Raw genomic sequence first — 12,682 nt, 5'->3', positions numbered from 1 at the left:
ATTACAGTCGGGATGGCGGGAGGTGGCAAGGGGGCCGCACGCGCTGGGTCAGACCGCCGCCGTCACGATGATCTCCACCAGCAGCTCGGGCCGCGCCAGCCTGGCCTCGCAAGTGGCGCGCGTGGGCACGGCGTCCTCTGGGATCCAGGCTTCCCAGGCGGCGTTCATGCCGGCGAAATCCTTGCCGATATCCTTGAGCCAGATCTGCGCCGACAGCAGCCGGGTACGGTCGCTGCCGACGCTGGCGAGGTAGCCGTCGATCTTCTCCAGCACATCGCGCGTCTGCGCGCCGATATCGCCGGAAGGATCGGTGGCCGTGACGCCGGCCACGTACACCACGCCGTGATGCACGACGAGGCGGGAAAGACGTTTGTTGGACTGGAAGCGCTGGATATTGCTCATCCGTAAGACCTCGGGAAAAAAGTTGGATAAGGAGCCGGCTGGAAGCTAGTCGCGCAGCGCGCCGGCCGTGTCGCTGCGCGGTTTGTCGAAACGGTCGACGGCAAAGGCGTCGATCGGCAGGGCGGTGCGGCCTTCGGTGACAAGGTCGGCAACGATCTGTCCCACGATGGGGCCGAGTTCGAAGCCATGCGCGGAGAAGCCGAAGGCATGCACCACGTCCGGTGCCGACCGGCTCGGCCCGATCACCGGTATCTGGTCCGGCAGGAAGGCCTCGACCCCGGCCCAGACGCGATTGATGCCAAGCGGGCCCAGGTGCGGGAACAGCGCGGTCACGGTCTGCGCGCTGGTGCCGAGACTGAGCATGTCGACTTCGCCATGGCGGGCCCGGGAGTCGGCGGGGCACCGCAGGCCACCGCCGATCAGCACGGTGCCGTTGTCGAACTGCTTGAACGACAGCGCGCGCCCGGTCGCGCCCAGCACCGGCCTGACGAACGGCGCCACGCGGTGGGTGATCATCAGCATCAGTCCGCCGGCCTCGACCGGCACCGGCTCGCCGAGCTGCGCGGCGAAGGTGCCTGCCCACGCGCCGGCCGCGTTGACCAGCCGCTGCGCGCGAAACACGCCGCGCGGCGTGTGCACGTGCCAGCGGCCGCGCGCGTATTCCAGGCGTCCGGCCGGGGTGGCTTCATGGATGGCGGCGCCGGCCGCCTCGGCGGCGCGGCGGAAGGCGGTGACGGTCCGGTAGGGCAGCGCATGGCCGTCGCGGCGTGCCCAGATCGCCCCCGTGACATGGGGTGCGATCGACGGCACCAGGGTACGTACCGTGTGCGCGTCTACCAGCGTTTCGTGGGTAAAGCCCAGGGCTTCGATCTGGGCCACGCGCCGGCGCAGCATCTCCAGCTCGGCATCGGTCTCGGCCACCTTCAGCTGGCCGCTGGGGACGAAGCCGGCGTCGTCGCCGGTCAGGTCCGCCAGCCGGTGCCACAGCTCGAGCGAAGCCAGTGCGAGCGGAATTTCGGCCATGTGGCGCCCCAGCGTGCGCACGCCGCCAGCATTGACGCCCGACGCGTGCCGGCCGCAATACTCGGCCTCGAGCAGCGTCACGCGCAAGCCCTTGCGCGCCAGGTGCAGCGCGCTCGAGGTGCCCTGCAGCCCGCCGCCGATGACGATGACGTCGGCATCGGCCCCGCTGCCGTGGCGGTCGTCAGCCTTCATTGGCCAGTTCTCCGAGTGTCACGGGTTTGATCGGCGGACGAATGCGGTAGTAGCCGACCTGCTGCGGCGGCACGCCGCGCGCGTCGGCGATGATCTCGGTGACCGTCAGGCCGCACTGGCGGCCCTGGCACGGCCCCATGCCGCAGCGGCCGAACGACTTGGCCTGGTTGGGCCCGCTGCAGCCCAGCGCGACGAAGCCGCGGATGGCGCCGGCGGTCACTTCCTCGCAGCGGCAGACCACCACGTCGTCAGCCGGCACGCGGTTGGTGGGCTTGGGGCGGTACAGCGCGTCGAGGAAGGGCCGGATGCTCAGGTGCGAGCGCAGCGCGGCGCGCAGCGGCGCGGCCTGGCGATCGCGTTGCGTGGCGTCGAGGCGGCCGACATGATGGGCCGCCGCCAGGCCGGCCAGCTCGCCCTGCAGCGCAGCCGCAACCGCGCCCCCGATGCCGCGGCCATCGCCGGCAACGAAGATGCCCGGCAGGTCTAGCGCGCCCCAGTCGTCGACCACCGGCTGCCAGCACAGCTGCGTCTCGTCCCAGCGGTGCGCCGCGCGCAGTGCCCAGCTGAACTGGGTATTGGGCACCACGCCCTGGTGCAGCAGCACGGCATGCGTGGCAATGCGGTGCGACTGCCCGCGGCGGGTGAAGCGCAGCGCCCGCACCGCCTCGTCGCCCTCGACCGCCAGGTCCGTGGCGCCCTTGTAGAACGGCACGCCGCCGCGCTTCAGCGCACGCATCAGCGCCAGGCCTTTCTTCAGGTAGCGCCAGCCTGCCAGCGCCCCGCCCAGATGGGCCAGCGCGCGCTGGTAGTCGGCGCCGTCGGTGGTGTCGACGATGGCGCGGATCGGCACGCCGGCGCGCACGTATTGCCAGCCGAGCAGGTAGAGCAGGGGCCCACAGCCGGCCAGCACCACCGGTTCGGCCGGCACCACATCGGCGCTCTTGAGCAGGATCTGCGCGGCGCCGGCGGTCAGCACGCCGGGCAGCGTCCATCCCGGGATCGGGAACGGGCGCTCCATGGCCCCGGTGCAGAGAATCACCTGGCGCGCCTGCAGGCTGGCGACGCGGCCCTGGCGCAAGTAGTGCACGGTGTGCTCGCGCGTGACCTGCCACACCGCCGCGCCGGTGATGTGCTGCGCGCCGCTGGCGGCGAAGCGGTCGGCCAGCGCGCGGCCGGCGGCGTAGTCGGGGCCGAGGATGCGCAGCCGTTCCGGTGGCGCGCTCTGGATGGCGCGGTAGATCTGCCCGCCGCAGGCTTCCTGCTCGTCGAGCAGGGCCACGCGCGCGCCGCTGGCCGCCGCGGCCACCGCCGCCGCCATGCCGGCCGGGCCGGCGCCGATGATGGCGATGTCGACGTCAAGTTCAGCCATGGGCCACCTCCGCGGCGTGGCCAGCCTCTGCGGGCGCCGGCAAGGGCAGGGTGCGCGCGCCGTCCTGGGTGTGGACGCGCATGCCTTCGCGCACCGTCACCAGGCAGCTTTGCCGGCTCGGCTGTCCGTCGATCTCCATCAGGCATTCGAAGCAGACGCCCATCATGCAATACGGCGCGCGCGGCTCGCCGCTGACCGGCGAATTGCGGAAGCGCGTGACGCCGCTGGCCAGCAGCGCCGCGGCAACGCTGCAGCCGGCCGGCACCCGCAGCGGCGCGCCGTTGAATTCGATGGTCACGGTGTCGGCGCCGCCATGGGCTGCGGACGTGGCGATCCGTTTGAACAGGCGATCAGTGGGCATGGTGGAAGGTCTGGTTGGAGTTCAGGAAGCGGTCGCCGGTGAATGCGTCGATGCCTGGCGGCGGTTCGCCGCCGGCCACCCACGGGGCGACGCGCAGCGCGTGCGCGGCGGCAAGCGTGACGCCGCTATGGCAGGTGGTGACGAAGGCACCGGGGCAGGTCGGGCTTTCCTGGTAGATCGGGTAGCCATCCGGGCTCATCACGCGCAGCGCGCCCCAGGCGCGCACCAGCTTCAGGCCGGCCAGCGCGGGAAAGCTGCGCACGCCGCGGCGCGCAATGTCGGCGAGCACGCCGGCGGTGGTGCCGTCGTCGAAGCCGACGTCCTCCATCGAGTCGCCCAGCTGGATCGTGCCTTCATCGGTCTGGCGCACGTAGGTGGTGGGGAAATCGAGGAAGTGCGTGGCGCGCTCGCCGATCAGGACCTGGCCACGGTTCGGTGCCACTGGCGCATGCAGGCCGACCTCCGCGGCGAGCTTGCGGTTGCCGAGGCCGGCGGCCAGCACCACGCGCGGCGCGGCAAAGCGCGCCTGGCCGCCTTCGCCCGCATGGACGGTAAAGCCGCCCGCTTCACGCGTGATCGAGTGCGCGGCATGCCGGCCGACGATACGCACGCCACGCCGCTGGCAGGCGGCATGCAGCGCGCGCAGCAGCTTGAGCGGATTGGTGTGCCCGTCCATCGGCGTATAGCTGGCGCCGACCACGGCCGGGCCCACGCCGGGCAGCCGTTGCGCGAGTTCGCGGTGGCCGAGCATCTCGAACGGATAGTCGTCCTGCAGCGCGTCCTGGATGCTTTGCAGGCGCTGGCGGCGCTCATCCATGTCCGCCTCGGAAAAGCACAGGTGGAAGCCGCCGGGCTGCCGCAGGCAGACATCGATGCCGGCTTCGTCGCGCAGCGCATCGCGCAGCTGCGGCCACAGCCGCGCCGAGCCCAGCGTCCAGCGCGCGTAAGGCGCCATGCCCAGGCCCTTGCCCTGGACCCAGACCAGGCCAAAGTTGCCGCGCGAGGCGCGCAGCGCGTCGTCGCCCTCGTCCAGGACGGTCACGCGCAGGCCTTGCCCGGCGGCGCCGTAAGCGATGGCGGTGCCGACCAGGCCGCCGCCAATCACGATCAGATCGGATGTGGTCATGTCAGTCAAAGTTCAGTTCTTGCCGATCAGCACGCGGTCGAGCCCGACGATGCGGTCCAGCAGCACCATCAGCACCAGCGTGCCGACGATCAGCACCGTGGACACCGAAGCCACCAGCGGATCGATGGTCTGGGCGATCTGGTTGTACATCGCCACCGGCAGCGTGGTGGTCCCCGGCGTGGCGACGAAGACGGTCATGGTCAGCTCGTCGAAGCTCTGGATGAACGACAGCATCCAGCCGCCCACCACGCCGGGCAAGATCAATGGCAGCACCACGCGGCGGAACGCCGTGAAGCGGCTGGCGCCAAGCGACAGCGCGGCGCGCTCGGCATCGCGGTCCAGCCCGGTGGCGGCGGCCAGCACCAGGCGCAGCGCGTAGGGCATCACTACCACCACGTGCGTCAGCGCAAGCCAGAAGAACGAGCCGGTCACGCCCAGCGTGGTGAAGAAGCGCAGGAAGGCCACCCCCAGCACCACGTGCGGGATCATCAGCGGCGACAGGAAAAAGGCCATCAGCGCGCCGCGGCCGGGGAAGCGATGGCGGATCAGCGCCAGCGCCGCGGGCACCGCCAGCGCCACCGCGATGGTGGCGCTGACCAGGCCCAGCGTCAGCGACAGCCAGATCGCATCGACGATCTCGTGCGCATCGGCAATGGCGCGGAACCAGCGCAGCGAGAGCCCGTCGGTGGGCATCGAGATATAGCCCTTGCCGGTGAAGGACACGGCGACCACCACCAGCAGCGGCGCCACCATGAAGGCGATAAACAGGGCGTGGTACAGCAGGGAAAGGGGACCGTTCTTGCGCATGGCGTCAGCTCCTCAGGCTTCGAAGACCTGGCGGAAGCGGCGCTCCACCAGCCGGTTGCAGCCGACGATGACGATCACGTTGGCGATCAGCAGCAGCACCGCGATGGCGGCGCCGAGCGGCCAGTTCAGCGTGTTCAGGAATTCGTCGTAGGCGGCGGTGGCCACCACCTTGAGGCGGCGCCCGCCCAGGATGGCCGGGGTGGCGAAGGCCGAGGCCGACAGCGCGAACACGATGATGCTGCCCGACAGGATGCCCGGCAGGATCTGCGGCAGGATCACGCGGCGGAACACCGTGAAGGGCGAGGCGCCGAAGGCCTGGCCGGCCTGCTCGACCTGCGGGTCCAGCTTCTGCAGCGAGGCCCATACCGAGATCACCATGAACGGCATCATCACGTGCGTCAGCGCAATGATCACGCCAGTCTGCGTAAACACCAGCTTCACCGGCGCGTCGACCAGGCCCAGCCACTGCAGGGTTTCGTTGATCAGGCCGTTGTTGCCCATCAGGATGGCCCAGCCCAGCGTGCGCACCACCACCGAGATCAGCAGCGGCCCGAGGATCACGATCAGGAAGAGGCCGCGCCACGGGCTGCGCATGCGCGACAGGATCAGGGTCTCGGGCACGCCGAACACCACCGCGAGCACCGTCACCGCCAGCGCCATGCCGGCGGTGCGCAGGAAGATCTCGTGGTAATAGCTGTCGCCCAGGATCTCGAGATAGTTGGCGGCGGTCATCGCCGGCAGCACGCCGCGGGTGCCGTCGAAGGCGTGCAGCGACAGCAGGCCCGTGAGCAGCAGCGGCACCAGCAGCATCGCGCAGAACAGCAGCAGCGCGGGCCCTGACAGCAGCCACGGGGCGGCGCCGGCGAACGGCCTGCCCGGCGCGCGCGCCGCCATCGCGTGCGCGCCTGCAAGGTTGGGGGTGGCGGTATCAGACATGGCGGGCCTCCATCGCGGCTTCCGTGGTCAGCACGCGCAGGTCGTGGTCGTGCCAAAGCACGCTGACCGCCGCGCCCTCCGCCGGCGGGGTCGCGCCCAGGTTGGGCTGGCTCACGCGCAGCCGGCCCAGCGCGCTGTCGACCTCCAGCATCCAGTGGTTGCCGAGGAACAGCCGCGTATGCACCGTGCCGGGAATGCCGCCGTCGCCGCACTGGCCCAGCCGGATCTTCTCCGGGCGCACATAGACCTGCACCTCGCGGCCGACCTGGCGGCCTTCATGCGGCACGTGCGCCAGCGTGTCGCCCAGGCGCACTTCGCAGCAGCGTGCGTTGGTCTTCTCGACCACGCCGGCGAGGCTGTTGGTCTTGCCCAGGAAACCCGAGGCGAAGGCCGATTGCGGCCGCTCGTAGGCTTCGAACGGCGTCGCCAGCTGGACGATGCGCCCGCCATGCATCACCGCGATGCGGTCGCTCATGGTCATGGCCTCGACCTGGTCGTGCGTGACCAGGATGGTGGTGATGCCGAGCTGGCGCTGGATCGCGCGCAGCTCAATATGCATGTCCTCGCGCAGCTTGGCATCGAGGTTGGACATCGGCTCGTCGAGCAGCAGCACCTCGGGCCGGATCGCCAGCGCGCGCGCAATCGCCACGCGCTGGCGCTGGCCGCCCGACAGCTCCTTCGGATAGCGCTTGCCGAGGCCGCCCAGGCGCACAAGCTCGAGCGCCTCGTCGATGCGGCGGCCGCGCTCGGCCGCGGCCACGCCGCGCATCTCCAGGCCGAAGCCGATATTGCCAGCCACGGTCATGTGCGGAAACAGCGCGTAGCTCTGGAACACCACGCCCATGCCGCGCTTTTCCGGGCGCAGCGCGGTGATGTCGCGCCCGTCCAGCACGATGCGGCCGCGCGTGGGTTCGACGAAGCCGGCGATCATCTGCAGCGTGGTGGTCTTGCCGCAGCCGGACGGGCCGAGCAGCGACAGGAATTCGCCGCGCTCGACATCGAGGCTGAGGTGTTCAACGGCATGGAAGCTGCCGAAGGCCTTCGCGAGGCCGCTCAGTGTGAGGAAGCTCATGGTTTTGCGGGGGCAGTCCTGGTGGCTATCGTGGGGCGATCGGGGCGCAGGCTCAGCGCTCGACAGTGCGGTTCCAGCGGTTGGTCCACTCGGCACGCTTCTCGTTGACCACGGTCCAGTTGGTGGGCAGCAGCGTGTCGATCTGGGCCTTGCCGTACGGCACCTTGGCGGCCACCTTCGGTTCGAGCCTGACCTTGGCATTGACAGGTCCCCAGCCCTGGCTGTCGGCCAGCACGGTCTGCACTTCGGGCGTGAGCAGGTACTGGATAAAGGCCTGCGAGGCCTCGGCCACGTCGCTCTGCACCACCGGGCAAGCGGCGGTCAGCAGCGCCGGGGCGCCTTCCTTCGGATAGACGAATTCCACCGGGAAGCCGGTGTCCTTCAGGCTTTGCGCGCGGCCGCTGCCCCACACCGCCAGCGTGACGTCGCCGTTCTGGAACAGCTCGGTCATCTTGCCCGGCGACGGCTCCCAGGCCAGCACGTTGGGTCCGACCTCGCGCGTCAGCGCGGCGAAGCCCGGCTCGATATTCTGGTCGCCGCCCTTGCGCAGCTTGGCGAACATGATCAGCGTCTGCAGCCCGTAGGTATTGCTGATCGGCGGGATCGCGACCTTCTGGCGGAATTTCTTGTCGGCCAGCACCTCCCACGAATCCGGTTTCGGCAGGCCCGCCTTGCGGAATGCCTCGGTGTTGTAGACCAGGCCCGTCGCCACCACACCGATGCCGGTGGCCTTGCTGTCGCCGAGCTTCGCCAGCGGGTAGAGATCCTTGTAGACCGGCGCATCCTTGACGGCATCGCAGAAGCCCAGCTGCAGCGCCTGGTACATCGGGCCGTCGTCGAGCAGCACCACGTCGAGCTCCTGGCGCGCCTTCTGCGCCTGCAGCTTGGCCAGCGTATCGGTGGAATTGCCGGCGACATAGACCACCTTGACCTTATGCCGGGTCTCGAAGGCGGGGATGATCTTTTCCTTGAACACCTTTTCGGTCGAGCCGCCGTACGAACCGACGTAGAGGGTCGGCTGCTGGGCCAGCGCGGCCGAGGTGCCGCACAACGCGACCACGGCCGCGGCGAGAACTTGCTGTTTCATGGTTTCCTCCCTGTTATGCACCGTCAACTTGCCATCGATCCCCAAAACCATGCAGGCGGGTTATCGTTGCACCGCAACGAAGAACATGCGGAAATATGCGGCGTCGGGATAGATTAGGAGGATGCCGTGGCCGTGAAAAATTCTTTTTTTTAGGCCATCGATAACATGGTGTTATAGACTTGCGGCATGAAAATCCGCCAGCTCGAGGCCTTCCGGGCCGTCATGCTTTGCCAGACCGTCACGCGCGCCGCCGAGATGCTCCACATCTCGCAGCCGGCGACGACCCGGCTGATCGCCGATCTCGAAGAGGCCGTAGGGTTTTCCCTGTTCGAGCGCATGCGCGGCCGGCTGCATCCCACCGCCGAGGCGCAGGCGCTGTTCGAGGAAGTGCAGCGCTCGCTGGTCGGCATCGACCGCATCGCGCAGACCGCGCTGGATATCCGCGACATGCAGCGCGGCTCGCTGCAGATCGCCGCCGCGCCGGCGCTGGCGCTGTCGTTCCTGCCGCGCGCGATCGCCGCGTTCATGGCGGACCACCCGCAGATCCAGATCACGATGCTGCCGCACTCGTCGCGCACGGTGGTCAACATGGTCTCGGAGCAGCGCTGCGACGTGGGCTTTGCGATCCTGTCGATGAACCACCCAAGCACGCACGGCGAGCGGCTGCTGTCGACCCGGATGGTGTGCGCCATCCCCGCCGGCCACCGGCTTGCCAGCCAGGAGGTCATCCGTCCGCCGGACCTGGCGGGGGAGCGCTTCGTCTCGCATCCGCGCGTGCTGGACTCGCGGCTGCAGATCGATGCGCTCTTTGCCTCTTACGGCATCGAATGCAAGGTGCAGGTGGAAACGCAGGTGTCGTGGAGCATCTGCGCGTTCGTGGAGGAGGGGCTGGGTGTGGCGCTGATCGACCCGATCACCGCGCTGGAGTACAAGGGCAGCGGGGTCTGCTTCCGCATGTTCGACCCCTTGCTGACCACCGACTTCTCGGTGCTGTTCTCTGCGCAGCGCGCGCCGTCGATCCTGCTCAAGGCCTTTGTCGCGCATACCCGCGCGTTTGCGCTGGCGCGGCTGGATCCCAGGTTCGTGGTGGCGTAGGCCACGTCACGGCTGCGCCCACGCCGCCGCCTGGCGCGCGCCGCCCTTGCCGCCGATCGCCTCGACCAGGTAGTCGACGAACGACGCGATCCGCGCCGAGATCGCGGTATTGCGGTAGTAGACCGCATGGATCGGCTGGCGCACGTCCTGGGTGTGGCGCGCCAGCACCTGCACCAGCCTGCCCGCCTCGCGGTCGTGCGCGGTCATGAAGTCCGACAGGCACACGATCCCCGCGCCTTCCAGCGCCAGCTGCCTGAGCGTTTCGCCGCTCGACGACCAAACCGCCGGCTCGATCCGGTAGGGCTCGCCGTCCGCACCCAGGATCGGCCACACGTTCAGCGATTCGGGCTGGTTGAAGCCCAGCAGCGCGTGCTTGCCGAGATCCTGCGCCTTGCGCGGGTGGCCGTGCGCGTCGAGGTAGGCGGGGCTGGCCAGCATGCGCACCCGGCTGTTGCCGATCAGCCGGCTATGCAGCGTCGAATCCTTCAGGCGGCCGATGCGGATGGCCACGTCGGTGCGCCGCTCGAGCAGGTCGATGATGCCCTCGTTGCTGTTCAGCTCCAGCTCGACCTGCGGAAAGCGCTCGCGGTAGCCGCGCACCAGCGGCACGATCACATGCAGCATGAACGGCGACGCGGCGTCGACGCGCAGGCGCCCGGACGGCTTCTCGCGCCGCGCCAGCATCTGTTCTTCCGCGCTTTCGACCGAGTCGATGATGGCGCGCGCGTCGTGCAGGAAGGCCTGGCCTTCCTCGGTCAGCTCGAGGCGGCGCGTGGTCCGGCGCAGCAGCGTGGTCTTGAGCTTTTCCTCGAGGCGGGCGAGGGTGCGGCTGGTGGCCGAGACGGTAAGGTCCAGCTGCTGGGCGGCCGCCGTGATCGAGCCGCTGTCCACCACGGTCGCAAAGGCCAGCAGTTCGTCGAGCGTGATTTTCATGGTTCGCCGGAATCAAGACAGATTGGTTTATAGACGATGCGGCAGCGCGTGGCAATCCTTGATTTCAAGTCAAATATTTTTGTCCAGTAAAGGCGTTTATCTCATCAGTTCCGGTGGGCACAATGGCTGCATCGAACCAGCCATCCGTGTCTTCTCCCCAGGAGCTAAAACCATGAGCAAGATTCCCGCCTTCGGCCTCGGCACTTTCCGCCTGCAAGGCCAGGTTGTCATCGACTCGGTCCGCAACGGCCTCGAACTGGGCTACCGTGCCATCGACACCGCGCAGATCTACGGCAACGAAGCCGAGATCGGCGAGGCCGTCGCCGCGTCGGGCGTGCGCCGCGACGAGCTGTTCCTGACCACCAAGATCTGGGTCGACAACTACGCCCCGGACAAGCTCGTGCCGAGCCTCGAAGAGAGCCTGCGCAAGCTGCGCACCGACTACGTCGACCTGACGCTGATCCACTGGCCGGCGCCCGGCAACGGCGTGCTACTGGAGACCTTCATGACTGCGCTGGCGCAGGCGCAGGAAAAGGGCCTGACGCGGCAGATCGGGGTCTCCAACTTCAATATCGCGCTGACCCGCCAGGCCATCGCCGCGGTCGGCAAGGATGCGATCGCGACCAACCAGATCGAGCTGAGCCCCTACCTGCAGAACCGCGAGCTGGTGGCGTTCCTGCAGCGCGAAGGCATCCACGTGACGTCGTACATGACGCTTGCCTACGGCAAGGTGCTGAGCGACCCGGTGATCGGCGCGATCGCGCAGCGGCACCAGGCCACATCGGCGCAGGTGGTGCTGGCGTGGGCGCTGCAGCTGGGCTACTCGGTGATTCCGTCGTCGACCAGGCGCGAGAACCTGGCCAGCAACCTGCTGGCGCAGACCCTGCGCCTCAGCGAAGACGACATGGCGCAGATCGCGGCGCTGGAACGCAATGGCCGCGAGGTCAGCCCGGACGGCCTGGCGCCGCAATGGGACTGAGTGACCCGACGCGCCGACCTTCCCGATGACCCGTTCGCGGCTCCCCTGGCCGCGGACCTGACAGGACAAGCACCATGAGCAAGGATCCGCTGTTTCAACCGCTGCAACTGGGTGGCCTGACGCTGCCGAACCGCATCGTCATGCCGCCGATGACGCGCTCGCGCGCCAGCCAGCCCGGCGACGAGGCCAACGACCTGATGGCCGCCTACTACGCGCAACGCGCGGGCGCGGGCCTGATCGTCAGCGAGGGCACCTATATCGCCCCGCTCGGCAAGGGCTACGCCTGGACGCCGGGCATCCACACGCCGGCGCAGGTGGCCGGATGGCGCAAGGTGACCGGCGCGGTCCACGCCGCCGGCGGCCGCATCTTCGCGCAGCTGTGGCACGTTGGCCGCCTCAGCCACACCAGCCTGCTGGGCGGGCAGCAACCGGTATCGTCGTCGCCGCTCCAGGCGCAGGGCGTCAATGTCTTCATCGCGGGGGAGGACGGCAGCACGCCTGGCTTCGTCCAGGCCTCGATGCCGCGCGCGCTGACGGTGGAGGAAATCGGCGAGATCGTCGACCAGTACCGTGCCGCGGCCCGCAACGCGATCGCGGCGGGATTCGACGGGGTCGAGCTGCACGGCGCGAACGGCTACCTGGTGAACCAGTTCATCGACTCGGGCGCCAACGCGCGCACGGACCAGTACGGCGGCTCGCTGGAGAACCGGCTGCGTTTCCTCGGCGAAGTGACGCAGGCTTTGATCGAAGGTACCGGCGACCCGTCGCGCGTCGGCATCCGCCTGGCGCCGCTGACCACGCTCAACGGCTGCGTCGACGACGATCCCGAGACGACGTACCTTGGCGCCGCGAAGCTGCTGGGCGAACTGGGCGTCGGCTATCTCCATATCGCGGAAGCGGACTGGGACGATGCGCCGCTGATGCCGGTGGCATTCAAGCAACGGCTGCGCGGGGCCTTCCCGGGCGTGCTGATCTACGCCGGCAAGTACAACGCCGAGCGTGCGCGCGAAGCCGTTGCCGCCGGCTGGGCCGACCTGGTCGCGTTCGGCCGTCCGTTCGTCGCCAATCCCGACCTGCCCGAACGTTTGCGCGTCGGCGCGCCGCTGGCGCTGCACCAGCGCGACACGCTGTTCGGCGGCGGCGCGCGAGGGCTGACCGACTATCCGACGCTGGCGCAAGCCGCGGCCTGAGCCGGCCCGCGGTAAACCTGACGGCCCGGCGGCCGGATGCACAGTGGCCGCCGTAGTGCTTTAGAGGGATATGCTGCGGTCGACATAGCAGGGCAATATCGGCACGGTCC

Annotated in this window: 13 protein-coding genes; 3 read left to right on the top strand and 10 right to left on the bottom strand. The window is 69.1% G+C overall.

Going from position 1 to position 12,682, the window contains the following annotated elements:
* Window positions 1-48: 48 nt before the first annotated feature.
* Genes ACEI37_RS01175 through ACEI37_RS01135 form a run of 9 tightly spaced genes read right to left on the bottom strand, consistent with a single transcriptional unit; the run spans window position 49 to window position 8,375 of the window.
* Window positions 49-402: a RidA family protein gene (locus ACEI37_RS01175; RefSeq protein ID WP_373376936.1), complete on the bottom strand. Its 354-nt coding sequence runs from the start codon at window positions 400-402 to the stop codon at window positions 49-51.
* 45 nt (window positions 403-447) lie between these two features.
* Entirely contained in the window at window positions 448-1,617 is a 1,170-nt protein-coding gene (locus ACEI37_RS01170; protein WP_373376935.1) for an NAD(P)/FAD-dependent oxidoreductase, read from the bottom strand.
* Entirely contained in the window at window positions 1,607-2,986 is a 1,380-nt protein-coding gene (locus ACEI37_RS01165) for an NAD(P)/FAD-dependent oxidoreductase (protein WP_373376934.1), read from the bottom strand. The genes ACEI37_RS01170 and ACEI37_RS01165 overlap by 11 nt, the downstream gene beginning before the upstream one ends.
* Entirely contained in the window at window positions 2,979-3,347 is a 369-nt protein-coding gene (locus ACEI37_RS01160; protein ID WP_373376933.1) for a (2Fe-2S)-binding protein, read from the bottom strand. Before ACEI37_RS01160 ends, ACEI37_RS01165 begins: the two co-directional genes overlap by 8 nt.
* Window positions 3,337-4,473 carry an NAD(P)/FAD-dependent oxidoreductase gene (locus ACEI37_RS01155; protein WP_373376932.1) on the bottom strand — a complete coding sequence of 379 codons (1,137 nt, stop codon included), beginning with the start codon at window positions 4,471-4,473 and terminating at the stop codon, window positions 3,337-3,339. The genes ACEI37_RS01160 and ACEI37_RS01155 overlap by 11 nt, the downstream gene beginning before the upstream one ends.
* A 12-nt stretch (window positions 4,474-4,485) precedes the next feature.
* Entirely contained in the window at window positions 4,486-5,280 is a 795-nt protein-coding gene (locus tag ACEI37_RS01150; RefSeq protein ID WP_373376931.1) for an ABC transporter permease, read from the bottom strand.
* Between the two features lie 12 nt (window positions 5,281-5,292).
* The gene (locus tag ACEI37_RS01145) at window positions 5,293-6,174 is read right to left on the bottom strand and encodes an ABC transporter permease (protein ID WP_181461153.1); all 882 of its coding nucleotides are present in this window, start codon (window positions 6,172-6,174) and stop codon (window positions 5,293-5,295) included.
* 34 nt (window positions 6,175-6,208) lie between these two features.
* On the bottom strand, window positions 6,209-7,288 hold the full coding sequence (locus tag ACEI37_RS01140; protein ID WP_373376930.1) for an ABC transporter ATP-binding protein: 1,080 nt from the start codon (window positions 7,286-7,288) through the stop codon (window positions 6,209-6,211).
* Between the two features lie 52 nt (window positions 7,289-7,340).
* On the bottom strand, window positions 7,341-8,375 hold the full coding sequence (locus tag ACEI37_RS01135) for an ABC transporter substrate-binding protein (RefSeq protein WP_373376929.1): 1,035 nt from the start codon (window positions 8,373-8,375) through the stop codon (window positions 7,341-7,343).
* Between the two features lie 186 nt (window positions 8,376-8,561).
* Between ACEI37_RS01135 and ACEI37_RS01130 the strand changes: the two genes are divergently transcribed.
* Entirely contained in the window at window positions 8,562-9,470 is a 909-nt protein-coding gene (locus tag ACEI37_RS01130) for a LysR substrate-binding domain-containing protein (protein WP_373376928.1), read from the top strand.
* Between the two features lie 6 nt (window positions 9,471-9,476).
* Here ACEI37_RS01130 and ACEI37_RS01125 read toward each other — a convergent pair whose 3' ends face one another.
* Entirely contained in the window at window positions 9,477-10,403 is a 927-nt protein-coding gene (locus tag ACEI37_RS01125; protein WP_373376927.1) for a LysR substrate-binding domain-containing protein, read from the bottom strand.
* Between the two features lie 172 nt (window positions 10,404-10,575).
* On the opposite strand from ACEI37_RS01125, the gene dkgB reads away from it, so the two are divergent.
* Together dkgB and ACEI37_RS01115 are read left to right on the top strand one after the other, a co-directional pair.
* Window positions 10,576-11,382: a 2,5-didehydrogluconate reductase DkgB gene (dkgB, locus tag ACEI37_RS01120; RefSeq protein ID WP_373376926.1), complete on the top strand. Its 807-nt coding sequence runs from the start codon at window positions 10,576-10,578 to the stop codon at window positions 11,380-11,382.
* Window positions 11,383-11,456: 74 nt separating this feature from the next.
* Window positions 11,457-12,572, top strand: coding sequence for an alkene reductase (locus tag ACEI37_RS01115; protein ID WP_373376925.1), 1,116 nt, complete (start codon window positions 11,457-11,459; stop codon window positions 12,570-12,572).
* Window positions 12,573-12,682 lie beyond the last annotated feature (110 nt).

This window comes from Cupriavidus nantongensis (genome assembly GCF_041726985.1).
Classification (GTDB): Bacteria; Pseudomonadota; Gammaproteobacteria; order Burkholderiales; family Burkholderiaceae; genus Cupriavidus; species Cupriavidus nantongensis_A.
This window is presented reverse-complemented; position numbering and strand designations above follow the sequence as displayed.

Coding starts and splice junctions, on each gene's coding strand:
- ACEI37_RS01125 (WP_373376927.1), bottom strand. CDS start 10,403: ATGAAAATCACGCTCGACGAACTGCTGGCCTTTGCGACCGTGGTGGAC.
- ACEI37_RS01145 (WP_181461153.1), bottom strand. CDS start 6,174: ATGGCGGCGCGCGCGCCGGGCAGGCCGTTCGCCGGCGCCGCCCCGTGG.
- ACEI37_RS01170 (WP_373376935.1), bottom strand. CDS start 1,617: ATGAAGGCTGACGACCGCCACGGCAGCGGGGCCGATGCCGACGTCATC.
- ACEI37_RS01160 (WP_373376933.1), bottom strand. CDS start 3,347: ATGCCCACTGATCGCCTGTTCAAACGGATCGCCACGTCCGCAGCCCAT.
- ACEI37_RS01155 (WP_373376932.1), bottom strand. CDS start 4,473: ATGACCACATCCGATCTGATCGTGATTGGCGGCGGCCTGGTCGGCACC.
- ACEI37_RS01140 (WP_373376930.1), bottom strand. CDS start 7,288: ATGAGCTTCCTCACACTGAGCGGCCTCGCGAAGGCCTTCGGCAGCTTC.
- ACEI37_RS01135 (WP_373376929.1), bottom strand. CDS start 8,375: ATGAAACAGCAAGTTCTCGCCGCGGCCGTGGTCGCGTTGTGCGGCACC.
- ACEI37_RS01175 (WP_373376936.1), bottom strand. CDS start 402: ATGAGCAATATCCAGCGCTTCCAGTCCAACAAACGTCTTTCCCGCCTC.
- ACEI37_RS01115 (WP_373376925.1), top strand. CDS start 11,457: ATGAGCAAGGATCCGCTGTTTCAACCGCTGCAACTGGGTGGCCTGACG.
- ACEI37_RS01150 (WP_373376931.1), bottom strand. CDS start 5,280: ATGCGCAAGAACGGTCCCCTTTCCCTGCTGTACCACGCCCTGTTTATC.
- ACEI37_RS01130 (WP_373376928.1), top strand. CDS start 8,562: ATGAAAATCCGCCAGCTCGAGGCCTTCCGGGCCGTCATGCTTTGCCAG.
- ACEI37_RS01165 (WP_373376934.1), bottom strand. CDS start 2,986: ATGGCTGAACTTGACGTCGACATCGCCATCATCGGCGCCGGCCCGGCC.
- dkgB (WP_373376926.1), top strand. CDS start 10,576: ATGAGCAAGATTCCCGCCTTCGGCCTCGGCACTTTCCGCCTGCAAGGC.